This window comes from Burkholderia sp. Bp9012 (genome assembly GCF_003853825.1).
In the GTDB taxonomy this organism is placed as follows: Bacteria; Pseudomonadota; Gammaproteobacteria; order Burkholderiales; family Burkholderiaceae; genus Burkholderia; species Burkholderia diffusa.
This window is the reverse complement of record NZ_QTQA01000004.1, coordinates 367,070-391,798: the sequence shown is the minus strand read 5'-3', so window position 1 is coordinate 391,798 and position 24,729 is coordinate 367,070. Positions and strand designations below refer to the sequence as shown.

Annotated in this window: 23 protein-coding genes and 1 other RNA gene; 4 read left to right on the top strand and 20 right to left on the bottom strand. The window is 66.0% G+C overall.

Going from position 1 to position 24,729, the window contains the following annotated elements; translation table 11 throughout:
• Positions 1–17 precede the first annotated feature (17 nt).
• The 9 genes from hfq to ndk form a co-directional block, all read right to left on the bottom strand.
• Entirely contained in the window at positions 18–257 is a 240-nt protein-coding gene (hfq, locus tag DIE11_RS07990) for an RNA chaperone Hfq (RefSeq protein WP_006399927.1), read from the bottom strand.
• Positions 258–398: 141 nt separating this feature from the next.
• The gene (der, locus tag DIE11_RS07985; RefSeq protein ID WP_014896912.1) at positions 399–1,736 is read right to left on the bottom strand and encodes a ribosome biogenesis GTPase Der; all 1,338 of its coding nucleotides are present in this window, start codon (positions 1,734–1,736) and stop codon (positions 399–401) included.
• A 246-nt stretch (positions 1,737–1,982) separates the two neighbouring features.
• Positions 1,983–3,128: an outer membrane protein assembly factor BamB gene (gene bamB / locus DIE11_RS07975; RefSeq protein WP_059604387.1), complete on the bottom strand. Its 1,146-nt coding sequence runs from the start codon at positions 3,126–3,128 to the stop codon at positions 1,983–1,985.
• A 40-nt stretch (positions 3,129–3,168) separates the two neighbouring features.
• A complete protein-coding gene (locus DIE11_RS07970) occupies positions 3,169–3,798 on the bottom strand; it encodes a tetratricopeptide repeat protein (protein ID WP_124622651.1) in 630 nt (209 codons plus the stop codon).
• A 55-nt stretch (positions 3,799–3,853) separates the two neighbouring features.
• On the bottom strand, positions 3,854–5,194 hold the full coding sequence (gene hisS, locus DIE11_RS07965; protein WP_044848982.1) for a histidine--tRNA ligase: 1,341 nt from the start codon (positions 5,192–5,194) through the stop codon (positions 3,854–3,856).
• A 21-nt stretch (positions 5,195–5,215) separates the two neighbouring features.
• Positions 5,216–6,520 (bottom strand): flavodoxin-dependent (E)-4-hydroxy-3-methylbut-2-enyl-diphosphate synthase, encoded by a 1,305-nt coding sequence (ispG, locus tag DIE11_RS07960; RefSeq protein WP_059604437.1) that lies wholly within the window; start codon positions 6,518–6,520, stop codon positions 5,216–5,218.
• A 106-nt stretch (positions 6,521–6,626) separates the two neighbouring features.
• Positions 6,627–7,652 carry a helix-turn-helix domain-containing protein gene (locus DIE11_RS07955; protein ID WP_059604382.1) on the bottom strand — a complete coding sequence of 342 codons (1,026 nt, stop codon included), beginning with the start codon at positions 7,650–7,652 and terminating at the stop codon, positions 6,627–6,629.
• Positions 7,653–7,788: 136 nt separating this feature from the next.
• On the bottom strand, positions 7,789–8,928 hold the full coding sequence (gene rlmN, locus DIE11_RS07950) for a 23S rRNA (adenine(2503)-C(2))-methyltransferase RlmN (RefSeq protein ID WP_014896906.1): 1,140 nt from the start codon (positions 8,926–8,928) through the stop codon (positions 7,789–7,791).
• 55 nt (positions 8,929–8,983) lie between these two features.
• On the bottom strand, positions 8,984–9,409 hold the full coding sequence (gene ndk / locus DIE11_RS07945) for a nucleoside-diphosphate kinase (protein WP_006478674.1): 426 nt from the start codon (positions 9,407–9,409) through the stop codon (positions 8,984–8,986).
• Positions 9,410–9,659: 250 nt separating this feature from the next.
• On the opposite strand from ndk, the gene DIE11_RS07940 reads away from it, so the two are divergent.
• Positions 9,660–10,358 (top strand): Bax inhibitor-1/YccA family protein, encoded by a 699-nt coding sequence (locus tag DIE11_RS07940; RefSeq protein ID WP_006761414.1) that lies wholly within the window; start codon positions 9,660–9,662, stop codon positions 10,356–10,358.
• A 68-nt stretch (positions 10,359–10,426) separates the two neighbouring features.
• Here the strand turns inward: DIE11_RS07940 and rlmD are convergent, their stop codons facing one another.
• Positions 10,427–11,824, bottom strand: a complete 1,398-nt coding sequence (gene rlmD / locus DIE11_RS07935; RefSeq protein ID WP_124622649.1) for a 23S rRNA (uracil(1939)-C(5))-methyltransferase RlmD — start codon at positions 11,822–11,824, stop codon at positions 10,427–10,429.
• Positions 11,825–12,022: 198 nt separating this feature from the next.
• On the opposite strand from rlmD, the gene DIE11_RS07930 reads away from it, so the two are divergent.
• Positions 12,023–12,877 (top strand): endonuclease/exonuclease/phosphatase family protein, encoded by an 855-nt coding sequence (locus tag DIE11_RS07930; RefSeq protein ID WP_124622647.1) that lies wholly within the window; start codon positions 12,023–12,025, stop codon positions 12,875–12,877.
• Between the two features lie 27 nt (positions 12,878–12,904).
• Here DIE11_RS07930 and DIE11_RS07925 read toward each other — a convergent pair whose 3' ends face one another.
• The 10 genes from DIE11_RS07925 to ffs all read right to left on the bottom strand — a co-directional run bounded on the left by DIE11_RS07925 (position 12,905) and on the right by ffs (position 22,463).
• Complete coding sequence (locus tag DIE11_RS07925) at positions 12,905–13,681, bottom strand: 3'-5' exonuclease (RefSeq protein ID WP_124622645.1); 777 nt, start codon at positions 13,679–13,681, stop codon at positions 12,905–12,907.
• A 3-nt stretch (positions 13,682–13,684) separates the two neighbouring features.
• The gene (rpoS, locus tag DIE11_RS07920) at positions 13,685–14,770 is read right to left on the bottom strand and encodes an RNA polymerase sigma factor RpoS (protein WP_059604367.1); all 1,086 of its coding nucleotides are present in this window, start codon (positions 14,768–14,770) and stop codon (positions 13,685–13,687) included.
• A gap of 11 nt (positions 14,771–14,781) precedes the next feature.
• Complete coding sequence (locus tag DIE11_RS07915) at positions 14,782–15,663, bottom strand: peptidoglycan DD-metalloendopeptidase family protein (RefSeq protein ID WP_124622643.1); 882 nt, start codon at positions 15,661–15,663, stop codon at positions 14,782–14,784.
• A gap of 5 nt (positions 15,664–15,668) precedes the next feature.
• Positions 15,669–16,598, bottom strand: a complete 930-nt coding sequence (locus DIE11_RS07910; protein WP_124622641.1) for a protein-L-isoaspartate(D-aspartate) O-methyltransferase — start codon at positions 16,596–16,598, stop codon at positions 15,669–15,671.
• The gene (gene surE, locus DIE11_RS07905; RefSeq protein ID WP_059604358.1) at positions 16,595–17,356 is read right to left on the bottom strand and encodes a 5'/3'-nucleotidase SurE; all 762 of its coding nucleotides are present in this window, start codon (positions 17,354–17,356) and stop codon (positions 16,595–16,597) included. Before surE ends, DIE11_RS07910 begins: the two co-directional genes overlap by 4 nt.
• Positions 17,357–17,579: 223 nt before the next feature.
• Positions 17,580–18,785 carry a CaiB/BaiF CoA-transferase family protein gene (locus DIE11_RS07900; protein ID WP_124622639.1) on the bottom strand — a complete coding sequence of 402 codons (1,206 nt, stop codon included), beginning with the start codon at positions 18,783–18,785 and terminating at the stop codon, positions 17,580–17,582.
• Positions 18,786–18,833: 48 nt separating this feature from the next.
• The gene (gene recR / locus DIE11_RS07895) at positions 18,834–19,430 is read right to left on the bottom strand and encodes a recombination mediator RecR (RefSeq protein ID WP_014896897.1); all 597 of its coding nucleotides are present in this window, start codon (positions 19,428–19,430) and stop codon (positions 18,834–18,836) included.
• 49 nt (positions 19,431–19,479) lie between these two features.
• Positions 19,480–19,806 carry a YbaB/EbfC family nucleoid-associated protein gene (locus DIE11_RS07890; protein ID WP_006755698.1) on the bottom strand — a complete coding sequence of 109 codons (327 nt, stop codon included), beginning with the start codon at positions 19,804–19,806 and terminating at the stop codon, positions 19,480–19,482.
• A 94-nt stretch (positions 19,807–19,900) separates the two neighbouring features.
• Positions 19,901–22,237, bottom strand: a complete 2,337-nt coding sequence (dnaX, locus tag DIE11_RS07885; RefSeq protein WP_124622637.1) for a DNA polymerase III subunit gamma/tau — start codon at positions 22,235–22,237, stop codon at positions 19,901–19,903.
• Between the two features lie 127 nt (positions 22,238–22,364).
• An RNA gene (gene ffs / locus DIE11_RS07880) (signal recognition particle sRNA small type) lies at positions 22,365–22,463 on the bottom strand.
• Positions 22,464–22,877: 414 nt separating this feature from the next.
• On the opposite strand from ffs, the gene trxA reads away from it, so the two are divergent.
• Both trxA and rho read left to right on the top strand, forming a co-directional pair.
• The gene (gene trxA / locus DIE11_RS07875; protein ID WP_006402348.1) at positions 22,878–23,204 is read left to right on the top strand and encodes a thioredoxin TrxA; all 327 of its coding nucleotides are present in this window, start codon (positions 22,878–22,880) and stop codon (positions 23,202–23,204) included.
• Positions 23,205–23,398: 194 nt separating this feature from the next.
• Positions 23,399–24,661, top strand: coding sequence for a transcription termination factor Rho (gene rho, locus DIE11_RS07870; RefSeq protein ID WP_006478662.1), 1,263 nt, complete (start codon positions 23,399–23,401; stop codon positions 24,659–24,661).
• The last annotated feature ends 68 nt before the right edge of the window (positions 24,662–24,729 follow it).

Below are 24,729 nucleotides of genomic sequence, written 5' to 3'. Positions count from 1 at the left end.
CCGGCCGCTGCGATGGGTTAGGACGAGGCTTCCGCGTCCGGGTGGAAATTCACCGGGCGCGCCGGCACGACCGTCGAGATGGCGTGCTTGTAGACCATCTGGGTCACCGTATTACGGAGCAACACGACGTACTGGTCGAACGATTCAATGTTCCCTTGCAGCTTGATGCCGTTGACGAGATAGATCGAAACGGGAACGTGCTCTTTGCGCAGTGCGTTCAAAAACGGGTCTTGTAACAATTGCCCTTTGTTGCTCATGGCGTACTCCATCTTTTTTTGCAGGTTGATCTGGATTGGCGACGAAGAAAAAGAGATCCGGCGCCAATCGCTACACTATAGCCGATTTTGCATGCCCCGCCCGGGCGTAGGCCGTGCGGCCTACCCCTTGCAGGACCTGCTTCAGCCCTTGTCCGCGTACGGGTTGTTCGACGAACGGAACTCTATGCGCAATGGAGTCCCGGTCAGTGAGAAAGTTTCGCGGAATCGGTTTTCGAGGTAACGCTTGTAGGTTTCCGTGACCGCATCGAGCGCGTTGCCGTGGATGACGATCAGCGGCGGATTCTGGCCGCCCTGGTGCGCGTAGCGCAGCTTCGGACGCACCGGACCGCGACGACGCGGCTGCTGGAACTCGACCGCCTCGATCAGCGCGCGCGTGAGCTTCGGCGTCGGCAGTTTCGCCATCGCCGCCGCGTACGCGTCGTCGACCGAGCGCATCAGTGCGCCGATGCCCGTCTTCTTCGCGGCCGAAATGTAGTGCGATTTCGCGAAGTCGAGGAATTTCAGCTTGCGGGTCAAATCCGCTTTCGCACGATCGCGTGCATGGTCGTCGAGGCCGTCCCACTTGTTGACGCCGATCACGAGCGCGCGGCCCTGTTCGACGACGAAGCCGGCGATGTGCGCGTCCTGGTCGGAAATGTCCTGCTGCGCATCCAGCAGAAGAATGACGACGTTCGCATCGGAGATCGACTGCAGCGTCTTCACGACCGAGAATTTTTCGATCGCCTCGAACACCTTGCCGCGACGTCGCAGGCCCGCGGTGTCGATCAGCGTATATTTCTTGCCGTTGCGCTCGAAGTCGACGTAGATCGAATCGCGCGTCGTGCCCGGCATGTCGAACGCGATCACGCGGTCCTCACCGATCAGCGCGTTCACGAGCGTCGACTTGCCGACGTTCGGCCGGCCGACGATCGCGATCTTGATGCCGCGCGACGGATCGTCCTCGTCCGCTTCCTCGGGCTGGCCCGCGTATGCGACTTCCAGCGCTTCGTTGATCATGTCGGTCACGCCGTCGCCGTGCGCGGCCGAGATCGCGCGCGGATCGCCGAGCCCGAGCTCGTAGAAGTCCGTCGCAACCGCCGTGTACTTCATCCCCTCGGCCTTGTTGACGACCAGGAAGATCGGCCGGCCGGTCTTGCGCAGGTAGTCGGCGATCGACTTGTCCTGCGGCGCGAGGCCGTTACGGCCGTCGACGATGAACACGACGACGTCGGCTTCCTCGACGGCCTGCCGCGTCTGGCGTGCCATCTCGTGCAGGATGCCGTCCTTCGCGACGGGCTCGAAGCCGCCGGTATCGACGACCAGATACGGCCGCTCGCCGACGCGCCCTTCGCCGTAATGGCGATCGCGCGTCAGGCCGGGCAAGTCGGCAACCAGCGCATCGCGCGAGCGCGTGAGCCGGTTGAACAGCGTGGATTTCCCCACATTGGGGCGCCCAACGAGGGCAATGACCGGTTTCATCTGTGTTTTCTACGGTGATGCGCAGCAGCGGGAGGCCCGCTGCTGCGGGCGGCTGCGCTGAATGAAAATATCACGAATTCGCGCCGCGCCGGATGCGCGCGCCGGGCGCGCGTTGCGCGCCGTCGTCTTTCGTTTCGAACTGCCTTTCAAATACCGAGCGGCCGGGGACACCGGCCGCCTTCATGTCGCGCAATCGCGCGCGCGGGACGAGCCCGCCGCGCCGCGATTGCGCTCGTTGCGTGCGCGTCAGCGCGGACGGAACCCGTACAGGCCGCCGTCCTTCGTCTGCACGACGAGCGTATTGCCGGCCAGGACCGGCGCCGCGGTAATCGCGCTGCCGTCGGTTTTCATCCGGGCGATGAAGCTGCCGTCCTCGCGCGACAGGAAGTGCACGAAGCCCTTGTAGTCGCCCATCACGACCGCATGGCCGAGCAGGTATGGCACGCCGACGTCGCGGCTCTTCAGCTTGTCGTTACGCCAGAGCTGATTGCCGCTCGCCGCGTCGTAGGCCGTCACGACCGACCAGTCGTCCCCGCCGGCGACGACCGAATCGTCCTGCGCGAGACCGCTGCGGCTCGAGAACGCCTTTTCCCACAGCGGACGGCCCGAGTTCGCGTCGAAGCAGCCGAGCTGGCCCTGGAACGTGACCGCGCACGCTTGAGCACCCACGAGCGTCGGCGGACCGCTGACGTCGTTGATACGCTCCACTTCGGTCACGCCCTTCGGGAACGACACGGGCGTCTGCCAGAACGGCTCGCCCGTCTGCAGGTTGATCGCGACAAGACCGCCGCCGGGGAAGCCCGCCAGCACGGCCGCATCGCCCGCGAACGTCATGCCGGCCGACACGCGCAGGTTCAGCGGCACCGCGCGGTTGCGGTAGTTCCACTTCTGCTCGCCCGTCTGCGCGTTGAACGCGATCACCTGGCCGTCGATCGTGCGCACGATCACGAGACCGTTGCCGACCAGCGGCGGCGAGAAGATCTCGCCCTGTACGCTCGTCTTCCACAGTTGCTTGCCGTCGGGGCCCAGCACGAACACGCCGCCCTTCAACGCGCCGACCGCGGTCAGGTTGCCGTCGCTGCCGACCCCGGCCGACAGATCCGAGCCGACCTTCGCGCGCCACAGCGTCTGGCCCGTCTTCGCGTCGATCTTCTCGACCGAACCGTTCTCGCCCGCCGCGTAGACGGCGTCGCCAACGGCCACCGGCGAGAACAGGTAGCGCCCGCCCTTGCCGACGCTCGCCTTCCAGACCTGTTGCACGTCCATGACGGGCTTGAACTCGGTGAGCGGCGTCGGCACGCGGCGCGCGTCCTTCGACGACGAGCAGGCCGCCAATGCCAGGACAGCCGCCGCGCAGGCTACGGGCACAGCGTAACGTTTCAGCAAATTCATCGGTTAGCGAAGCAGAGTTAAGAGGTTGAGAGGGCCGGGATCAGCCGCCGAGCGCGTCGAGCTTGAACTGCACGAGCTGACGCGCGGACTGGTCGTCCTGCGACAGGCCGTCGAGCGCAAGCTTGTATGCGGCGCGCGCATCGGCGGTCTTGCCTTGCGCCGCAAGCAGATCGCCGCGGCGATCGGCCACGAGACCCTTGAATGCATCGACCGGCGTGCCGGAAAGCAGCGCGAGGCCCGCATCGTACGCCTTCTCGTCGAGCAGCAGCGATGCGAGACGCAGCTTCGCGATCTGTTTGTACTCGTCGTCCTTGGCGTGATCGACGGCCCATTGCAGCTGCGCCTTCGCGCCGGCGGCATCGCCGGCTGCGTACAGCGTCTTCGCTGCCAACAGTGCGCTCATCTGCGCATACGGCGTGCTGCCGAACTTGTCTTCCATGTCGGCCGCCGCGCGGGCCATCGTCGCCTTGTCATTCCCGGCGGCAGCCTTCTGCACCTGCTCGTACAACCCGGAAGCCTCGGCGGCCTGACGGCGCTGCCAGTAATTCCAGCCGTTGAAACCGGCCGCGACGACCAGCGCCGCGAGCACGATCCACGTGGTGAGGTTGCCCCAGCGGGCCCACCACGCCTTGAGACTTTCAATCGATTCTTGTTCGTCGTGATAACTCATCGGCGAGCGATTCCTTCCTTTTCAGGCTTTTCTTGTCGAGCGAATGCCAGCGCGATCAGTCGTCGCCGTCTTCGGCGGATGCAACCATCGCATTGATTAGGAATTCGGTCAAGCTTTCGACCGGTACGGTCTGCTGAACGTTCTTTTCCCCATCCTCGCCGGCACCGCGCAACGCTTTCACGCCGACCGTGCCGTTCGCGACCTCTTCTTCGCCGAAGATCACCGCGAACGCGGCACCGCTCGCATCGGCCCGCTTCATCTGCGACTTGAAGCTTGCCGGGCCGCCGTCAGCGCTGCAGTGGAAAATCACGTCGAGGCCCGTATCGCGCAGACGCTCGGCCGCGATGAACGCCTGTTCGCGCGCCGTCTCGCCCTGGTGCACCACGTACACGTCGACACCTTCCTGCTCGGGCGCGAGATCCTCTTCCTTCAGCAGCTCGAGAATGCGCTCGATGCCCATCGCCCAGCCGCATGCGGCGGTCGGCTTGCCGCCGAGCTGCTCGATCAGCGGATCGTAGCGGCCGCCGGCCGCGACCGTGCCCTGCGCGCCGAGTTTGTCGGTCACCCACTCGAACACGGTCAGGTTGTAGTAGTCGAGGCCGCGCACGAGACGCGGGTTGATCTTGAACGGGATGTTGTTCGCGAGCAGCAGGCGCTGCAGCCCTTCGAAATGGGCACGCGACTCGTCACCGAGGAAGTCGATCAGCTTCGGCGCGTTCTGCGCGATTTCCTGCAGCGCGGGGTTCTTCGTGTCGAGCACGCGCAGCGGGTTCGTATACAGGCGACGCTTTGCGTCCTCGTCCAGGACATCGGCGAACTGCTCGAGATATTTGATCAGTTCGACGCGGTGTGCGGCACGCTCTTCGGCGAGGCCGAGCGAGTTGATCTCGAGCTTGATACCGGTCAGGCCGAGGTCGTCCCACAGGCGCTGACACATCATGATGATTTCGGCATCCGCGTCCGGGCCAGCGAAGCCGAGTGCCTCGACGCCGACCTGGTGGAACTGACGATAGCGGCCGCGCTGCGGACGCTCGTGTCGAAACATCGGGCCGATGTACCACAGGCGCTTCGGGCCGTCGTACAGCATGTTGTGCTCGATCGACGCGCGCACGACGGCCGCGGTGTTCTCCGGGCGCATCGTCAGGTTCTCACCGTTCAGCGCGTCGGTGAAGCTGTACATCTCCTTCTCGACGATGTCCGTGACTTCGCCGATGCCGCGCGTGAAGAGCTGCGTATGTTCGACGATCGGCGTGCGGATGTTCTGGTAGCCGTACGCGCGCAGCAGCGATTTCACGGTAGCTTCGAAGAACTCCCAGAGGCCGGCATCCTGCGGGAGGATGTCGTTCATGCCCTTGACGCCGGTGAGCTTCTCGATCTTGCGTTTCTGTTCAGTCATCGTTCGTGTGTGTGGACGAATTTAGTTCAGGGCCTCGGTGCGGCCGTAATTGCGTGCGACGTAGTCGCTAACGATCTGCTGGAATTCCTCGGCGATCCGCTCACCGCGCAGCGTCCTGACCTTCTCGCCGTCGATGAAGACGGGCGCGGCCGGGTTTTCGCCCGAACCCGGCAGGCTGATGCCGATGTTCGCGTGCTTCGACTCGCCCGGGCCGTTGACGATGCAGCCCATCACCGCGACGTTCATCTTCTCGACGCCCGGATATTCCTTGCGCCAGACCGGCATCTGCTCACGCAGATAGGTCTGGATCTGCATCGCGAGTTCCTGGAACAGCGTGCTCGTCGTGCGGCCGCAGCCCGGGCACGCGATCACCATCGGCGCGAACGAGCGCAGGCCCATCGTCTGCAGGATTTCCTGGCCGACGATCACTTCGCCCGTGCGCGACGCGCCCGGCTCCGGCGTCAGCGAAATGCGGATCGTGTCGCCGATCCCTTCCTGCAGCAGCACGCCGAGCGCGGCCGTCGAAGCGACGATGCCCTTCGAGCCCATGCCCGCCTCGGTCAGACCGAGGTGCAGCGCGAACCCGCAGCGGCGGCCGAGCTCGCGGTACACGGCGATCAGGTCCTGCACGCCGCTGACCTTGCACGACAGCACGATGCGGTCACGGCCGAGACCCAGTTCGACCGCGCGCTCGGCCGAGCCGATCGCCGACTGGATCAGCGCTTCGTACATCACGCTCTGCGCATCCCACGGCTGCGCACGCGCACCGTTCTCGTCCATCATGCGCGCGAGCAGGTCCTGGTCGAGACTGCCCCAGTTCACGCCGATCCGCACCGGCTTGTCGTACTTCGCCGCGGCTTCGATCATCTGCGCGAACTGCGTGTCGCGCTTCGCACCCTGGCCGACGTTACCCGGGTTGATCCGGTACTTCGACAGCGACTCCGCGCAGCCCGGATAGTCGCGCAGCAGCAGGTGGCCGTTGTAGTGGAAATCTCCGACGAGCGGGACGGTCACACCCATCCGGTCGAGCTGCTCGCGGATCGCCGGCACGGCGGCCGCGGCCTCCGGCGTATTGACCGTGATGCGCACCAGTTCCGAGCCCGCATTCGCGAGTTCCTTGATCTGGATCGCCGTGCCGATCGCGTCGGCCGTGTCGGTATTCGTCATCGACTGCACGCGCACCGGCGCATCGCCGCCGATCGTCACGAGCTGCCCGCCCCAACGAACATCCACCGCATGCGACACGCGACGCGGCTGATGCCCGCCGAACACCGGCTCGGTTGAACAAATCTGACTGCTGCGTGGGGATTGAGCTTCGGATTGCATCGATAGATCCATTTACGCGGAATGCGCCGCGAGGCGGCGCATGAATTGAAAAAGCGCCGTGCCCTCGCGGCCTGTCCAGGACAGGCCTGCGTCACGGCGCTTGACGTCAGGGCAGCGTGAACCGCGCCACGTTACCCCGCGCTGCCGAATATTTCGCCGGATCGACGGGTTTTCCGTCGAACGCGACCGTATCAAGACCTGCCTTGTTGCCGATCGTGACCTTGAACGGCCCGTCGCCGGCGACCTGCTTCGTCTCGCCGGCCCGCACAAGCGCCGAGAACAGCTCCTTGCCGTTCTTGTCGCGCACGCTGAACCAGCAATCCTGCTTGACCTTCAGTTCGACCATCGACTGGCCTGCCGCCACCACGACGCTCGCGGGCTGCGCCGACACGGCCGCGCTGCTCGCCGCTGCCGACGCGACGATCGGTTGCGACGCAGGCACGACGGCCGTCGGGGCCGGAGCCGAAGCAACCGGAGCAGCCGACGCAACAGCCTGCGGTGCCGCGGCGGATGCTGCAACCTGCGCCGGGACGTCGTTGCCGACTGCCGTCGACGCACCGCCGGCGACCGCCTCTTCGGCGGAAGACGCCGCCGACGCGCTCGCCGCCGACGCATGTTCGGCGTCGCCGCCACTCTTGAAGCGCGCGAGCCAGCTCGACGTATCGCCGCCAGTGTGCCACATGAGTACCGCGATCACCGCGACGACAACGATCGCCGTCCCCCACAGCCACGGATGATGGCGCGACGAGCCGCCGAGCGGAATCGATACGCGGCCGCGCGGCAGATCCGTCCCCGACGACGCGGGCATCGACAGATCGACTTCGGGCACGCCGCGCTCGCGGCGCAATGCCTGTGCAAACGGCTCGGGATCGACACCGAGCATTTTCGCGTAGCTGCGCACGACGCCGAGCGCGAATGTCACGCCGGGCAAATGGCTGATGTCGCCGGCCTCAAGCGCACGCAGTTTCTGCGGGGCGACCTTGAGCCGCGCCGACACGTCGTCGACCGTCCAGCCCTTCGCTTCCCGGAGCTCCGCCAGCCGGCTGCCGACGGCCGCCAGCGTTTCAAGCCCTGCCTGCGCCGGCTTCGCGGCATTCATCTCTGCGCCGTTTGTCGGCTGCGGCTCACTCATCCTTGTCCTCGCGTCGATTCTTCTTCACTGGCGGGCGCCGCCGGCTCCCGCAACCGTCCACATCATGCGCGGCGCCGAGGCGCCGCGTCCGATCGCTATTCGCGTGTTGTACCGCCAAAAGGTTCGGGCATCCCCGTCAAACCGCCCGAACTTCGATGATTTTTGCTGCTGCGCCCGTTCGCTCCGCCAGGCGCGTGCGGTCCTTCACGGCGCCGGCCAGCTGGCCGCACGCGGCGTCGATGTCGTCGCCGCGCGTCTTGCGCACGGTCGTGACGACACCCGCGTCGATGAGGACCTGTGCGAAACGTTTGATCTGCTCCGGCTTCGAGCGGATGAGGCCCGATTCCGGAAACGGATTGAACGGAATCAGATTGAACTTGCAGGGCACGTCGCGCGTGACGGCCAGCAGTTCGCGCGCATGCGCTTCGGTGTCGTTGACGCCGTCGAGCATGCAGTATTCGAAAGTAATGAAGTCGCGCGGCGCAACTTTCAGATAACGCTGGCACGCGGCCATCAGCTCGCGAAGCGGATGCTTCTTGTTGAGCGGTACCAGCTCGTCGCGCAGCGCGTCGTTCGGTGCGTGGAGCGAAACGGCGAGCGCGACCGGCAGTTCGGCGCCGAGGCGGTCCATCATCGGCACCACGCCGGACGTCGACAATGTGACGCGGCGGCGCGACAGGCCGTAGGCGTTGTCGTCGAGCATGAGCCGCATCGCGGGCACGACCGCGCTGTAATTCAGCAGCGGCTCGCCCATGCCCATCATCACCACGTTGGTGACGACCCGTTCGGCCTTGCCGTTCGGACCGGGCGCGCGACCGAGCGACGCACGCAGTGCAAATTCGGCCATCCGGAGCTGGCCGATGATTTCGGCTGTCGACAGGTTGCGGGAGAAGCCCTGCTTGCCCGTCGAGCAGAAGCGGCAGTTGACCGCACACCCGGCTTGCGACGACACGCACAACGTGCCGCGCGTCTCTTCCGGGATAAAAACGGTTTCGACCGCATTGCCGTTTCCGACGTCGATCAGCCACTTGCGCGTGCCGTCGGTGGAAACGTGATCGCTGACGATATCGGGCATCACGATCGACGCGCGGCCCTTGAGCTTTTCTCTCAGGGACTTCGCGAGGTCGGTCATGCCGTCGAAATCGCCAGCGTTGTACTGATGGATCCAGCGCTGCAACTGCTTGGCGCGGAACGGCTTCTCGCCGAGGCTGCCGCAGTACGCGACAAGACCCTCGGCATCGAAGTCGAGAAGATTGACGGAAGTTTCGCTCGTCATGATGTGCTGCCTTGCCGCGTGCGCTGAATCCTGCCTACTTGCTGTCAGCCAGGGCTTAGCGCGAGTAAACGTTCATTTCCGGGAAGAAGAACGCGATTTCGACCGCAGCCGTTTCCGCTGCGTCCGAGCCGTGCACGGCGTTCGCGTCGATGCTGTCGGCGAAGTCGGCGCGGATCGTGCCCTTTTCCGCCTTCTTCGGATCCGTCGCGCCCATCAGGTCGCGGTTCTTCAGGATCGCGCCTTCACCTTCCAGAACCTGGATCATCACCGGGCCCGAGATCATGAAATCGACGAGGTCCTTGAAGAACGGACGTGCTGCGTGAACTGCGTAGAACTTCTCTGCGTCAGCACGCGACAGGTGTGCCATGCGCGATGCGACGATCTTCAGGCCGGCGCCTTCGAAACGGCTGTAGATCTGGCCGATCACGTTCTTTGCCACCGCATCCGGCTTGATGATCGACAGGGTGCGCTCGATTGCCATAAAAACTCCAAGAAATTAAGAAGTTACAGGTTCAAATGAATCCGCTATTGTAGCACGATCCCGTGTATCATTGCGATTGAACCCTTACACGAGTGAAAGGTTCAGAATCCATATGTTTTTGCGCCGCCCTGCCATTGAAACCAAGCGGTGCGGAACGTATCTTAGCCATAGCTGCTCCGGTTTGCTGCGCCGCACACCGCGTGCGCCGAACCGGCCCGGGACGCCCACGCGTTCAATGTTAGGAGAAACCATGAACGACTATCCGTACAATTTCGGCCGCGGCGGCTCCGTCAGCACCGCGGAGGTTCGCAATCGCGTGCTGCGGAACACGTACTGGCTGCTCGCGCTGTCGATGGTGCCGACGGTGCTGGGGGCATGGGTCGGCGTCGCGACGGGCTTCTCGCTGTTCGCGGCCACCAGCCCGATGATGAGCCTGCTGGCGTTCTTCGCGATCGCGTTCGGCTTCATGTTCGCGATCGAGCGGACGAAAAACAGCGCGGCCGGCGTGTTCGTGCTGCTCGGCTTCACGTTCTTCATGGGCCTGATGCTGTCGCGCCTGCTGAGCTTCATCCTCGGCTTCTCGAACGGCCCGTCGCTGATCATGCTCGCGTTCGGGGGCACCGGCATCATCTTCGCCGCGATGGCGACGATCGCCACGGTCAGCAAGCGCGACTTCTCGGGGCTCGGCAAGTGGCTGTTCATGGGCGTGATCGTGATCCTGCTTGCCTCGGTCGCGAACATCTTCTTGCAACTGCCGGCGCTGATGCTCACCGTGTCGGTGCTCGCGATCGCGATCTTCTCGGCCTACATGCTGTTCGACGTCCAGCGCGTCGTGAACGGCGGCGAGACGAACTACATCTCGGCGACGCTTGCGATCTACCTCGATCTGTACAACGTGTTCACGAACCTGCTCGCGCTGCTCGGCATCTTCGGCGGCAACCGCAACTGACGGTCGCTAGACACCGAAAAAAAAACCGGCCTCGTGGGCCGGTTTTTTTACGTCCACCGCCCGCCCGCTCAGTCGCGCTCGAACAGCGCGATCGATTCGACGTGCGACGTATTCGGGAACATGTTAACGACCCCGGCACCCTTCAGCCGATAGCCGGCCTCGTGCACGAGCAGGCCCGCGTCGCGCGCGAGCGTCGACGGGTTGCACGACACGTAGACGATGCGCTTCGGCAGCGGGCCGTCGCCGCTTTGCGCGATTTCGGCCAGCGCCTTCGACACCGCGAGCGCGCCTTCGCGCGGCGGGTCGATCAGGAACTTGTCGAACGCGCCGAGCGCACGAAGGTCGTCGCCCGTCACCTCGAACAGGTTCCGGCACGCGAACGTCGTGTGGCCGTCGACACCGTTCTCGCGCGCATTCGCCAGCGCGCGCGTCGTCAGCGTCTCGCTGCCTTCGATGCCCATCACCTCGCGGGACAGCCGCGCGAGCGGCAGCGTGAAGTTGCCGATCCCGCAGAACAGGTCGAGCACGCGATCGTCGCGCGACGGCGCGAGCAGGCGCAGCGCGCGGCCCACCAGCACGCGGTTGATCTGATGGTTGACCTGCGTGAAGTCGGTCGGCTTGAACGGCATGCGGATGCCGAACTCCGGCAGCGTGTAGTCGAGCGGCACGTCCAGCGGATAGAACGGCGTGACCGTGTCCGGGCCCTTCGGCTGAAGCCAGAATTGCACCTTGTGCTCGTCCGCGAACGCGCGCAGCAGCGCTTCGTCATCCGCATTGATCGGCTCCAGCACGCGCAGCACCAGCGCCGTGACTTGCGAACCGACCGCGAGCTCGATCTGCGGCATCCGGTCACGAATCGACAGCCCCTCCACCAGCCGACGCAGCGGTACGAGCATCGCCGACACGTGCGGCGGCAGCACTTCGCAGCTCGTCATGTCGGCGACATAGCTGCTCTTCTTTTCATGGAATCCGACGAGCACGCCGCCCTTCTTCGCGACGTTGCGCACGGTCAGGCGCGCACGGTAGCGGTAACCCCACGACGGGCCGTGGATCGGCGCGAACATCGTCTCGGCGCGCAGCTTCGACAGGTGCCACAGGTTGTCCTCGAGCACGCGCTGCTTGATCGCCACCTGCGCACGCATGTCGAGGTGCTGCATCGAGCAGCCGCCGCAGGTGCCGAAGAATTTGCACTTCGGCTGCGTGCGCAGCACGCTTGGGCGCAGAATATCGACGACGGTCGCCTGCTCGTAGCTCGGCTTGCGACGATAGCTCGAATAGGTCACGCGCTCCCCGGGCAGCGCGCCCTCGACGAAGATGACCTTGCCCGGCGAGCCGTCCTCGGTCGTCGTGCGGCCGACACCGCGCGCTTCCATGTCGAGCGATTCGATCTCGAGAACCGGGGCAGGCCCGGGCGCGACGGGCGCATTTTTCGATTTGCGCGCAGAAGTGGGGACGGCTTCGGACACCAGCTTTTCCTGACAAAACGTTGAAGAAGGCGAGATTGTAGACGACGAAAGCCCGCATCGCCCGCTTTCGTGGCGCAAGCGTCGATATGGATGCGCCTACCGCACCGCGTCATACAGGCACAGTCTGCCGCCGGCCCGCATGCGCGGCGTCTCGTCAGGCCACGGACGGCATAAGTTCTGCTCGCAGGAGACTCGACCATGCGACTGATCGACTGGAACGTTCAATGGGGTCGGGACGCGGACGGCGGCGTCGACCTTCCCCGCACCATCGCGGCCGCCCGCCGGCTTGGCGACTTCGACGTGTTGTGCCTACAGGAAGTGACGCGCGGCTTCGGCGCACTGCCCGGCCGGCCGAGCCCGGACCAGTTCGCCGAACTGGCGGCGTTGCTGCCCGGCTATGCGATCGTCGACGCGATCGGCGCCGACCTGCCGGCGCTGGAACCCGGCGCGCCGCGTCGCCAGTTTGGCAATGCGATCGCGACCCGGCTGCCCGTCCGGCGCGTGCTGCGCCACCTGCTGCCGTGGCCGGCCGATGCGGGCGCGCCGTCGATGCCGCGTGTCGCGCTCGACGTCGAGCTGGTGACGCCACCGGGCCCGCTGCGGGTCGTCACGACGCACCTCGAATACTATTCGGCGCGCCAGCGACTCGCGCAGGTCGATGCGTTGCGCGATCGGCACCGAGAGGCCTGCGCCCACGCGGACCGGCCCGCGCCGGCGGAAAATGCGACGGGGCCGTTCAGCGCGACCGACCAGCCGCGCGACGCGATCGTCTGCGGCGATTTCAACAGCGCGTTCGGCAGCGATGCGTACCGGCGCATGTTGGCGCCGATCGCCGACGCGCCGCCGTTCGTCGATGCGTGGATTGCCCGCCACCCGGGCTGCACGCCGCCGCCGACTGCCGGCGTCTACGACACGGCGCAATGGTCGGAAGGGCCGCTCGCATGCGATTTCGTGTTCGTGACCGATACGCTGCTGCCACGCGTCACGCGCTGCGAGATCGACGGCGACGTGCGCGCGTCGGATCACCAGCCGATCGTGCTCGAACTCGATTGATCGCTGCCGCGGCGCGAGCCTCCCGCGTTACACGTCGAAACCGGCCAGGTATTCGGCCCAATGTGACGCGGGCTCCTGTGCCAGCGCGTTCTTCACGAGCAGGATCTCGTCAGCATACTCGCTCGGCGTCAGGCCGCCGCGCATCAGCTGGAACCGGCAATACAGCAGGTAAGTATTGACGACGTCGGTTTCGCAATAGTTGCGGATTTCCTCGATCCGTCCGTCCTGGAACGCAGGCCACACCTGGCTGCCGTCCATCCCGAGCTTGCCCGGAAAGCCGCACAGCTTCGCGAGCGCGTCGAGCGGCGCATTCGCGCGCGCCTGATACATCGCGAGCACGTCCATCAGATCGGTGTGTCGCGAGTGATAGCGCGAGATGTAGTTGTTCCACTTGAATTCGCGGTCGTCCTCGCCCAGATCCCAGTAGCGCGTCGCGGGGATCCCGTGCACGAGCGCACGGTAATGGAGCACCGGCAGATCGAAGCCGCCGCCGTTCCACGACACGAGCTGCGGCGTGTATTTCTCGATCACGCGATAGAACGACTGGACCAGCGTCGCCTCTTTGTCCTGGGGCGTGCCCAGCGAGCGCACGCGAAAACCATTGTTGTCGCGGAACACGCAGGAAATCGCCGCGATGCGCTGCAGGTGATGCGGCAGGAAATCGCTGCCGGTCTTTTCGCGGCGCGCGGCGAACGCATGTTCGGCCACCGCGGCATCGTCGAGCGTCGCGGGCAGGTCTTCCAGACGGCGAATGCCGTCGACATCGGGAATGGTCTCGATGTCAAAAACGAGAATCGGAGTCATCAGTTACAGAACGGCGTCCTTGCGCACGCCGTTGGAGGCAAAGAACCGCTTGAGGCGCACCAGCGCTTCCTGCTGGATCTGCCGCACCCGCTCGCGCGTGAGCCCCATCTCGTCGGCCAGCTCCTCGAGCGTGGCCGGTTCGATGTGGTTCAGGCCGAAGCGGCGCTCGATCACGTGCCGATGCTTGTCGGACAGCCGCGACAGCCACGCGCGCGTGAGCGTCTCGAGTTCGCGGTGCTGCACCTCGGCGTCGGGCGACTGGCTCTGGTCGTCGGGCAGCAGGTCGAGCAGGCTGCTCGCGGGATCGAGATCGAGCGGCGCGTCGAGCGACGCGGTGTGCTCGTTGAGCGCGAGGATGTCGGTGACTTCCTCGGCGGTCTTGCCGGTGAGATAGGCGATGTCGTCGATGCTGGCTTCGCGGCGCTCGGCCGCCTCGCCCGTCGACATCGAATTCTTTTCGAGGTGGCGCTTCGCGCGCAGCACCTGGTTCAGTTCGCGGATCACGTGCACGGGCAGGCGCACGGTGCGCGCCTGGTTCATGATCGCCCGTTCGATGCTCTGGCGGATCCACCACGTCGCGTAGGTCGAGAAACGAAAGCCGCGCGTCGGGTCGAATTTCTCGATCGCGTGCATCAGACCGAGGTTGCCTTCCTCGATCAGGTCGAGCAACGGCACGCCGCGGTTCAGGTAACCCTTCGCGATGCTGACGACGAGACGCAGGTTGCGCTCGATCATCACCTGCCGCGCCTCGAATTCGCCGGCCTTCGCGAGACGCGAATAGCGCTGCTCCTCCTCGACGGTCAGGAGTGGCTTCACGCTGATGCGATTCAGGTAATGCTGGATCGTGTCGGCCGTGAGTTCGGCCTGCAGCAATGCGCGGAAATCGTCGACGTCGGGCGCGGCTTCCGCACGGCCTTCGCGCTCGTCGTCGCCGTCCGCCTCGGCGTCGCGCGCCTCGAGATCACGTTCGTTTTCCGCGACGTCGTCCTCGTCGTCCGTCGAAGCGCCAGCTCGCTCCACCGATGCTTGCGTGGCACGACTGATCTTCTCAGATTCGGCTTGCGGCTCGTGGCGCTTCGATTTCGGCATGGTCGTCTCGGTTATTGAGGCGGCAAATACTTCAGCGGATCGACAGGTTTACCCTGCCGGCGAACCTCGAAATGCAGCATCACGCGGTCGGCATCGCTGTTACCCATCTCGGCGATCTTTTGCCCCTTCGTTACCGCGTCCCCCTCTTTTACCATCAAAGCGCGATTGTGTGCATACGCCGTGAGGTAAGTTGCATCGTGTTTGATGATAATGAGATTGCCGTAGCCACGCAGGCCGTTGCCCGAGTAGACGACGCGGCCGTCGGCCGCCGCCTTCACGGCCTCGCCGGACGTGCCGCCGATATTGACGCCCTTGTTCTTCGCGTCGTCGAAACCGTTCAGCACCGGGCCGCGCACGGGCCATGCGAACGTCACGGGGCCGCTCGGCGCCGCGGCCGTATCGCTCGATGCGCCGGCAGCCGGCGGCGTGACCGCGGACGACGAGCCTGCGGCCGGCGTCGCGGGACCGCTGCTGAGCGGTGCGGTCGCGACGGCGGCGCCTGCGATCGGCGCGGCAGCCGGCGAGCCTGCAACCGCGGCACCGCCCGGCGGCGCGACGCGCAGCAGTTGGTCGACTTCGATCTGATTCGGGTTCGCCAGGTTGTTCCACGCGGCGATGTCGCGATAGTTCTGTCCGTTTTCGAGCGCGATCCGGTACAGCGTATCGCCCGATTTCACACGGTAGAAGCCGGGCGGCGGCGGGCCGAGCGGCACCGCCGGCTGGGCGGCGGCGGTCGTGCCGAGCGTTCCGGAGCGGTCGACGACGGGCGCGTTGTCGAGCCGCGTCGCACAGGCGGCCAGTAGCGTGGAGAACGCAGCCACACAGATCGCGCGCTGGGCGAACGTGAGCGGTTCCCTGGTTCGGTTGTTTTGCATCGCGCGCAACATACTCATCGGTTTCAAATCACTCCGGATTTTAAAGGGACAAAGAAAACGCGATCAAGCCGTGACTCCCTCCATTGCGCGTGCGCGACGCGCTCGACAAGCGTGAGCACCTGAGGCTGCCCGCTCTGCGCGCCGACCGGCGCGACGAGCCGCCCGCCGATCGCGAGTTGCTCGAGCAGCGCCTGTGGCACGTCGAGCCCCGCCGCCGCGATCACGATCGCGTCGAACGGGCCCGCGGACGGCAGACCGACACGCCCGTCACCGTAATGCAGACGGATGTTCGGCACGCGCAGCGGCCGCAGGTTCAGCCTTGCGCGCTCGTAGAGCGGCTTGATGCGTTCAATCGAATACACGTCGCGTGCCACGTGACTCAGCACCGCGGCCTGGTAGCCGCAACCGGTGCCGATCTCGAGGACGCGCTCGAGCGTGCGGCCGGCCATCGCGAGCTCGATCATGCGCGCGACGACCGACGGCTTTGAAATCGTTTGCTGGTGACCGATCGGCAGCGCGGCATCCTCATAGGCCTGCGTCGCGAGCCCCGGATCCACGAACATGTGACGCGGCACCGCGGCCATCGCATCCAGCACGCGCGCGTCGGTCACGCCGTTCGCGCGCAGGCGTTCGACCATGCGCTCGCGCACACGTTCCGACGTCAGCGCGAACGCACCGGCCGGCGCGACGCTCGGCGCAGCCGGCTTGGGCATCGCCGGCTTCAGCGCGGTCGGTTTCGGCGCGGTCGCCGGCTTCGCGGCGGTCGTGCCGGGCACCGGGCGGGCGACGCCCGTCTTCACCGCCACCGGCTTCAGCACGGCGGCGGACTTGTCGACGGCCTTCGGCACCGCGCCCGCCGCATGGCGTTCGCCGGCCCGGCCTTCCGATTTGCGTGGCGCTCGCTTGAGATCTTCGAGCGCGAGCGGAAACCGCTTCGCGCGCTCGCCGCTCATGAAGCCCGCCCTCCTGCGCGCACCCATTCGCGCGTTGCGGGCAGCATTTGCGTATGCGTGAGATCGAGCTGCAGCGGGGTGATCGATACGAAACCGTTTGCGACAGCGTGGAAATCGGTGCCTTCGCTCGCGTCCAGCGCAGCACCCGCGGCACCGATCCAGTAGACCGGTTCGCCGCGCGGGTCGGTCTGGCGAATCACCGGCTGGGACGGGTGACGCTTGCCGAGGCGCGTGACCTGCCAGCCTTTCAGTTCCCCATACGGCAGATTCGGGATATTGACGTTCAGCAGCGGCTGACCGGGCAGCGGATGCGCGAGATAGTGTTCGACGATTTCCGCGGCGACGCGCGCCGCGTCCGTCAGATGCGCCCAGCCCTTCTCGGCCAGCGAAAACGCGATGGCCGGCACGCCGAACATGATGCCTTCGGTGGCGGCCGCAACGGTCCCTGAATAGAGCGTGTCTTCGCCCATGTTCTGGCCGTTGTTGATCCCGGACACGACGAGGTCGGGCCTCGCGTCGGCCATCCCCGTCAACGCGACGTGCACCGAATCGGTCGGCGTGCCATTCACGTAGAAGAAACCCGTATTCGTCGCGCGCTGCACCGACAGCGGCCGCGACAGCGTGAGGGAATTCGATGCGCCGCTGCAGTTCTGCTCGGGCGCGATCACCGTGAGGTCGGCCAGCGGCTGCAGCGCGTCGCTGAGCGCGGCGAGACCGGGGGCGAGATAGCCGTCGTCGTTGCTGAGTAGGATTCGCATCCGGCGATTGTAACCGAGGAAAGATGGCGCGAGAGCGACAGTCAGGCCGCTGCGGACGGGCCTGCATGCACGACGCGTGCGCGGTGCGCCGCCGCATTGCACGGCGGCGTTCCGCGGGCGCGAGACAACGTTGTGCCGCCCGGCGTTTTCCGCCCCAAAGCGTGCCCCTCGGAAGAGGCCGCCCTCGCGGAAGCCCGACGCGAAGCGCCCGGCCTTGGGGCACTCAGATCGCGCCGGCCTCGCGCAGCGCGGCGATCGCCTGTGCGTCGTAGCCGAGGCCGCGCAGCACCTCGTCCGTATGCTCGCCGAGTTCGGGCCCGAGCCAGCGCGTTTCGCCCGGCGTGCCGGACAACTTCGGCGTGATGTTCGGCAGCGGAATGTCCGTGCCGTCGGCCAGTTTGAAGCGCTGGATCATCTGCCGCGCGACGAACTGCGGATCGGTGAACATGTCGGCGGCGCTGTAGATGCGCCCGGCGGGCACGTCCGCCGCGTTGAGCACGGCAAGCGCCTCGTCGATCGTGCGCGGCGCGAGCCACGCGGCGATCGCATCGTCGATCTCCTGCGTGCGCGGCACGCGGCCGTCGTTCCGTGCAAGCGCCGGATCGTCGGCGAGATCGTCGCGTTCGATCGCCTTCATCAGCCGCTTGAAGATCGGGTCGCTGTTGCCGCCGATCACAATGCTGCCGTCGCGGCACGCGTAGGTGTTCGACGGCACGATGCCCGGCAGCGACGCGCCGGTGCGCTCGCGCACCATCCCGTACACGCCGTACTCGGGCACCACGCTTTCCATCATGTTGAACACCGCTTCATACAGCGCGACGTCGACCACCTGCCCCGCGCCGCCGTTCACCTTGCGGTGGTGAAGTGCCATCAGCCCGCCGATCACGCCATGCAGCGCGGCGATCGAGTCGCCGATCGAGATGCCGATGCGCGGCGGCGGCAGGTCCGGATAGCCGGTGATGTGGCGCAACCCGCCCATCGATTCGGCGATCGCGCCGAAGCCCGGCCGGTCGCGGTACGGGCCCGTCTGCCCGTAGCCGGACAGGCGCACCATCACGAGACCGGGGTTGTCGGCCGACAGCACGTCGTAGCCGAGCCCGAGCTTCTCGAGCAGGCCCGGGCGGAAGTTTTCGATCACGATGTCGGCCTCGCGCGCGAGCTGCCGCGCGATCGTCTTGCCGGCATCGGATTTCAGGTTGAGGGTGACCGATTTCTTGTTGCGGGCCTGGACCGACCACCACAGCGACGTACCGCCCTGCTCCGGATGCAGCTTGCGCCACTTGCGCAGCGGGTCGCCGCCGTTCGGATCCTCGATCTTGATCACTTCCGCGCCGAATTCGCCGAAGAGGCGCGACGCGAACGGCCCCGCGATCAGCGTCCCGAATTCGAGCACTTTGACGCCCGCGAGGGGGCCCTGACTGGCGCTCATGTGTCTCCCTGACATGAGGAACGGCGCCGCCGGCCGGCGGCGCCCGGCTTACATCGTGCGGCGGTCGAGCATCGCGCGGGCGATCGTGCCCGCGTCGACGTATTCGAGCTCGCCGCCCACCGGCACGCCACGCGCGAGGCGCGTGACCGCGAGCCCGCGCGCCTTCAGCGTCTGGCCGAGGTAGTGCGCGGTGGCCTCGCCCTCGTTCGTGAAGTTGGTCGCAAGCACGACCTCCTTGACGATCCCGTCGGACGCGCGCCGCACGAGGCGGTCGAAATGGATTTCCTTCGGGCCGATTCCGTCGAGCGGGCTCAGCCGCCCCATCAGCACGAAATACAGCCCGCGATACGTCATCGTCTGCTCGAGCATGATCTGGTCGGCCGGTGTCTCGACGACGCACAGCAACGTCGGATCACGCTCCTCGTCGCTGCACACCTCGCAGATCTGCGCTTCCGTGAACGTATTGCACTTCTCGCAGTGCTGCAGGTGCTCGGTCGCGAACAGCAGCGACCGGCCGAGCCGCTCCGCGCCCTCCCGATCGTGCTGCATCAGGTGGTACGCCATGCGCTGCGCGGATTTCGGCCCGACGCCGGGCAATACGCGCAACGCTTCGACGAGGGCGGACAGGGCGGACGGCTGTTTCATACGGCGGCTGAAAGCAGAACGAACTGATCGGACTGAACGGACGCTGCGCTCAGAACGGCAGCTTGAAGCCCGGGGGCAGCGGCAGGCCGGACGTCATGCCGCTCATCTTTTCCTGCGACGTCGCCTCGGCCTTGCGCACGGCATCGTTGAACGCTGCCGCGACCAGATCCTCGAGCATGTCCTTGTCGTCCGCGAGGAGGCTCGGGTCGATCGCCACGCGGCGCACTTCGTTGCGGCAGGTCATCGTCACCTTGACGAGCCCGGCACCCGACTGCCCTTCGACTTCGATCTGCGCAAGCTGCTCCTGCATCTTCTTCATGTTTTCCTGCATTTGCTGCGCTTGCTTCATCAGTCCGGCGAGGTTGCCTTTCAACATGGGAATACTCCTTCTTGATCGTGTGAAAACCGGCACGCGGCGCGCGCCGGTCAATATGTGCGGGCGTGATTGTGCCTGTCGCGGTGCGATTCGTTCAATGCAGCGTCGGGGATGTGCCGTCCGGCGCCAAATCGGCGAGCGGCCGCACCGAGCCTTCGACGATACGCGCCCCGAAGTCACGCACGAGTTGCTGGACGAACGGATCGCCATGGATGTCCTGCTCGGCCTCGCGCTGGCGTGCCGCACGCGCGGCCGCATCCAGCGCCGCCGCGGTGCGCCGCGCGGGCCCGACCTCGACCTCGACCTCGACGGGCTTGCCGAGCGCGTCGGCCAGGGCGGCCTTCAGTTTCGCGACCTGGGCGGCGTCCGCGTACTGCGGCACCGGCACGGACAGTTTCAACGTCGTCGCGTCGACGGCCGTCAGCTCGCTGTTGAACGCGAGCTGATACGCGACGCCCTTCAGCGGCAACCGTGCGGCCAGCGCCGGCCATTCGCCGTCGAAGCCGACCGGGTCGAGCGCGATCGCGGGCGGCAGCGGGCGCGTGTCGACCGGTGCGGACGGACGGGCCTCCGCTGCCTTCGGCGCAATGCGCACGTCATCGGGGCCGCTGTCGAACACAGGTACGAAGCCGTCGTCAGCCGCACCGCCGAACATCTCGTCGGCGCTGAGCGGCACGTATTCGTCCGGCGGAATGTCTTCCCACGGCGGCGGGGCCTGGCGCGTGTCGGCTGGCTGCGGCGCGCGTGCCGCCGCGCGCGGCGTCGGCACCTGCACGGCAGGTCGCGATGCCGCCGGTTTCTCCGGGGCCGGCTGGGCCGCCGCCGGTTTCGACGCGCCGCCCGCCCGCGAACGGTCGGACGACACGCGCATGCCGGCATTGCGTAGCACGTCGAGTGCGGCAGCCGCACCGCCGCGGGCCGCCGGGCGCGCGACGGGCTCGGCCGGCGCGGCACGCGGCGCCTGTTCGGCAGCCGACGCTGGTTCGTCGTTGCGCGTGGCGGCAGCAGGCAATTCGGGTTCGTTGCGGACAGCGGGCAGCGCATCGCTCGCCGGTGCTGCCTGCGGTGCCGGGTTTGCTTCCGGCTGCGGCGCTGCGGCTGCTGCCGCTGCCGGCGTCGAAACAGGCTTCACGGCAGGCGAGGTCACCGCTTCGTCAGACCGGGCCGGCGACGGACGCGCAGCGGGCGCGACCGGAGCGGCCGCTTGCGGGCGTGCTGCGCCCGCGGCGGTTGCCTGTTCCGAAGACGGCTTGGGCGCCGCCGACGCGGCGGCTGCCACACGCGGCGCAGCCGCGGGCACGGCACGCGGCACGGCCGGCTGACCGCCCGGCGCACTGCCGGCGCCGACGGCCGGCTCGAACGCGAGCATCCGCAGCAACGTCATCGTGAAGCCGGCGTATTCGTCCGGCGCAAGGCCGAGTTCCGCGCGTCCGACCGTCGCGATCTGATAGAACAGTTGAACCTGCTCGGGGCTCAGCGTCTCCGCGAAGCGGCGCAGGTCGGCCGCTTCCGGCCATTCGTCGAGAACCGAGCCCGGCGCGAACTGCGCCCACGCGATCCGGTGCAGCAGGCTCGCAAGGTCCTGCAGCGCGGTGGAAAAAGACAGGCTGCGCAGCGACATCTCGTCGGCGATCGCGAGAATCTCCGGGCCGTTGCCGGCCGCGAGCGCATCGAGCAGGCGCACCATGTAGGTCTGGTCGAGCGCGCCGAGCATGCCCGACACAGCCGATTCGGTCACTTCGTTCGCCGAATAGGCGATCGCCTGGTCGGTCAGCGACAGCGCATCGCGCATGCTGCCCTGCGCGGCGCGCGCGAGCAGGCGCAGCGCCTGCTGCTCGAACGAGATCCGCTCTTCGCCGAGGATCCGTTCGAGATGCGACACGATGTGCCCGGCCGGCATCTGCTTCAGGTTGAACTGCAGGCAGCGCGACAGCACCGTGACGGGAATCTTCTGCGGATCGGTCGTCGCGAGGATGAACTTGACGTGCGGCGGCGGCTCCTCGAGCGTCTTCAGCATCGCGTTGAACGCGTGATTCGTCAGCATGTGCACTTCGTCGATCATGTAGACCTTGAAGCGCGCATCGACGGGCGCGTACACCGCGCGCTCGAGCAGCGCGGCCATTTCGTCGACGCCGCGGTTGCTCGCCGCGTCCATTTCGACGTAATCGACGAAGCGGCCTTCGTCGATCTCGCGGCACGCGCGGCACACACCGCACGGCTGCGACGTGACGCCGGTTTCGCAGTTGAGTGCCTTCGCGAAGATCCGCGACAGCGTCGTCTTGCCGACGCCGCGGGTTCCGGTAAACAGATAGGCGTGATGGAGACGCCCGCCGTCGAGCGCGTGCGTGAGCGCCCTGACGACGTGCTCCTGGCCGACGAGCGAAGCGAAATCCTTCGGACGCCACTTGCGTGCGAGAACTTGATAGGTCATCGGGAAATTGTATCAGTAACGCTGCGTCGCGCCGACACGTGAAACGGTGCGGAAGACGGGCAATGCGCAGGTAGAACGGAGAATGACGCAGAAATAAAAAACGCCCGGCGAACGGGGCGAGAGGAAAGGTGACGAGCCCGACCCTCGGCACTGGCGGAAAACGATTGTGGCTGCTTCGTTCCCGACCTGACCAGGTTCACCGCCCCACCATGCGAGGAGGCCCGTCACGGCATATTCTATCACCGCTTCCGGCCGAATGCGACCGTTTGTTCGCAACAAGGCCAAAGATCGAGCAAACCGACGCGCGTGCGGGCTCTCCAATCCGGCGCGAACCCGCGGTCATATATCGTGACGCTTCGTGACTCTTGTATTTTGCGCGCCGGCCTCCACGTTCGGGACACAACGGTCAAACGGCGCGTCGTACCCCTACTCGCGTAGCGGCTACTATCGCCGCCCGCAGCAGATAGCAATTTAGGCTAATATGACGCCCGAACGACCCGCGAGCCGCGCCAAGCAGCGCTTACGCCCTTCCTTCCGGAGAGGGGAGTGACCTGCGGCAGCGGCCGGCAGCCGACAAGGCCGCCGGAGCGCCGCAACGCGCCGAGCAGGCAGTCCCCGAACCGTAAGAGGTATTGACCCAATGAGCGAACAGATCAAACACATCAGCGACGCATCGTTCGAACAGGACGTCGTCAAATCCGACAAGCCCGTGCTCGTCGACTTCTGGGCCGAATGGTGCGGCCCGTGCAAGATGATCGCCCCGATCCTCGACGAAGTCGCGAAGGATTACGGCGACAAGCTGCAGATCGCGAAGATCAACGTCGACGACAACCAGGCAACGCCTGCGAAGTTCGGCGTGCGCGGCATCCCGACGCTGATCCTGTTCAAGAACGGCGCGGCCGCCGCGCAGAAGGTCGGCGCGCTGTCGAAGTCGCAGCTCACCGCATTCCTGGACAGCCACCTGTAATACCGGCTGTTCCGCGGACGTGTTGTCAACCGACAACACGTCCGCCGTCAAGCCGCCGATCGGCCGCTCAGGCGCGAATCGGCGTATGCTAGAATCAAAAAACGTCTACAAGACGCATTAAGTCTCAGAGCGCTTCCGCTCGCCCTCCTCCCTTATTTCTTTTCGTCGCATCTCCTCCCTGGCGGGTTCTCCGTATGCATTTATCCGAGCTCAAGTCTCTGCACGTGTCCGAACTGATCGAAATGGCCAATGGCCTGGAGATCGAAAACGCGAACCGCCTGCGCAAGCAGGAATTGATGTTCGCCATTCTCAAAAAGCGCGCCAAGACGGGAGAGACGATCTTCGGCGACGGCACGCTCGAAGTGCTGCCGGACGGTTTCGGCTTCCTGCGCTCGCCGGAAATGTCGTACCTCGCGAGCACCGACGACATCTATATCAGCCCGTCGCAGATCCGCCGCTTCAACCTGCACACCGGCGACACCATCGAAGGTGAAGTCCGCACGCCGAAGGACGGCGAGCGCTACTTCGCGCTGGTGAAGGTCGACAAAGTCAACGGGCAGCCGCCCGAGGCCTCGAAACACAAGATCATGTTCGAGAACCTCACGCCGCTGCACCCGAACAAGCCGCTGTCGCTCGAACGCGAAATGCGCGGCGAAGAGAACGTCACGGGCCGCATCATCGACATGATCGCGCCGATCGGCAAGGGCCAGCGCGGCCTGCTCGTCGCGTCGCCGAAGTCGGGCAAGACCGTGATGCTCCAGCACATCGCACACGCGATCAAGCAGAACCATCCGGACGTCATCCTGTTCGTGCTGCTGATCGACGAGCGCCCTGAAGAAGTGACCGAAATGCAGCGCTCGGTCGCCGGCGAAGTGATCGCTTCGACGTTCGACGAACCGGCCACGCGTCACGTGCAGGTCGCCGAAATGGTGATCGAGAAGGCCAAGCGCCTCGTCGAAATGAAGCACGACGTCGTGATCCTGCTCGACTCGATCACGCGTCTCGCACGTGCGTACAACACCGTGATCCCGGCGTCGGGCAAGGTGCTGACGGGCGGTGTCGACGCGAACGCGCTGCAGCGCCCGAAGCGCTTCTTCGGCGCGGCGCGCAACATCGAGGAAGGCGGCTCGCTGACCATCATCGGCACCGCGCTGATCGAAACCGGCAGCCGCATGGACGACGTGATCTACGAAGAGTTCAAGGGCACCGGCAACATGGAAGTGCACCTCGAGCGCCGTCTCGCGGAAAAGCGCGTCTATCCGTCGATCAACCTGAACAAGTCGGGCACGCGCCGCGAAGAAATGCTGATCAAGCCCGAGATCCTTCAAAAGATCTGGGTGCTGCGCAAGTTCATCCACGACATGGACGAAGTCGAGGCGATGGAATTCCTGCTCGACAAGATCCGCCAGACGAAGAGCAACTCCGAGTTCTTCGACCTGATGCGCCGCGGCGGCTGATCGCCCCCGCACCGCAACGAACGGCTGCCCGCGCATTTCGCCCGGCAGCCGTTTTTTCACGTCAACCT

Coding starts and splice junctions, on each gene's coding strand:
- hfq (WP_006399927.1), bottom strand. CDS start 257: ATGAGCAACAAAGGGCAATTGTTACAAGACCCGTTTTTGAACGCACTG.
- der (WP_014896912.1), bottom strand. CDS start 1,736: ATGAAACCGGTCATTGCCCTCGTTGGGCGCCCCAATGTGGGGAAATCC.
- bamB (WP_059604387.1), bottom strand. CDS start 3,128: ATGAATTTGCTGAAACGTTACGCTGTGCCCGTAGCCTGCGCGGCGGCT.
- DIE11_RS07970 (WP_124622651.1), bottom strand. CDS start 3,798: ATGAGTTATCACGACGAACAAGAATCGATTGAAAGTCTCAAGGCGTGG.
- hisS (WP_044848982.1), bottom strand. CDS start 5,194: ATGACTGAACAGAAACGCAAGATCGAGAAGCTCACCGGCGTCAAGGGC.
- ispG (WP_059604437.1), bottom strand. CDS start 6,520: ATGCAATCCGAAGCTCAATCCCCACGCAGCAGTCAGATTTGTTCAACC.
- DIE11_RS07955 (WP_059604382.1), bottom strand. CDS start 7,652: ATGAGTGAGCCGCAGCCGACAAACGGCGCAGAGATGAATGCCGCGAAG.
- rlmN (WP_014896906.1), bottom strand. CDS start 8,928: ATGACGAGCGAAACTTCCGTCAATCTTCTCGACTTCGATGCCGAGGGT.
- ndk (WP_006478674.1), bottom strand. CDS start 9,409: ATGGCAATCGAGCGCACCCTGTCGATCATCAAGCCGGATGCGGTGGCA.
- DIE11_RS07940 (WP_006761414.1), top strand. CDS start 9,660: ATGAACGACTATCCGTACAATTTCGGCCGCGGCGGCTCCGTCAGCACC.
- DIE11_RS07930 (WP_124622647.1), top strand. CDS start 12,023: ATGCGACTGATCGACTGGAACGTTCAATGGGGTCGGGACGCGGACGGC.
- DIE11_RS07925 (WP_124622645.1), bottom strand. CDS start 13,681: ATGACTCCGATTCTCGTTTTTGACATCGAGACCATTCCCGATGTCGAC.
- rpoS (WP_059604367.1), bottom strand. CDS start 14,770: ATGCCGAAATCGAAGCGCCACGAGCCGCAAGCCGAATCTGAGAAGATC.
- DIE11_RS07915 (WP_124622643.1), bottom strand. CDS start 15,663: ATGAGTATGTTGCGCGCGATGCAAAACAACCGAACCAGGGAACCGCTC.
- DIE11_RS07910 (WP_124622641.1), bottom strand. CDS start 16,598: ATGAGCGGCGAGCGCGCGAAGCGGTTTCCGCTCGCGCTCGAAGATCTC.
- surE (WP_059604358.1), bottom strand. CDS start 17,356: ATGCGAATCCTACTCAGCAACGACGACGGCTATCTCGCCCCCGGTCTC.
- DIE11_RS07900 (WP_124622639.1), bottom strand. CDS start 18,785: ATGAGCGCCAGTCAGGGCCCCCTCGCGGGCGTCAAAGTGCTCGAATTC.
- recR (WP_014896897.1), bottom strand. CDS start 19,430: ATGAAACAGCCGTCCGCCCTGTCCGCCCTCGTCGAAGCGTTGCGCGTA.
- DIE11_RS07890 (WP_006755698.1), bottom strand. CDS start 19,806: ATGTTGAAAGGCAACCTCGCCGGACTGATGAAGCAAGCGCAGCAAATG.
- dnaX (WP_124622637.1), bottom strand. CDS start 22,237: ATGACCTATCAAGTTCTCGCACGCAAGTGGCGTCCGAAGGATTTCGCT.
- trxA (WP_006402348.1), top strand. CDS start 22,878: ATGAGCGAACAGATCAAACACATCAGCGACGCATCGTTCGAACAGGAC.
- rho (WP_006478662.1), top strand. CDS start 23,399: ATGCATTTATCCGAGCTCAAGTCTCTGCACGTGTCCGAACTGATCGAA.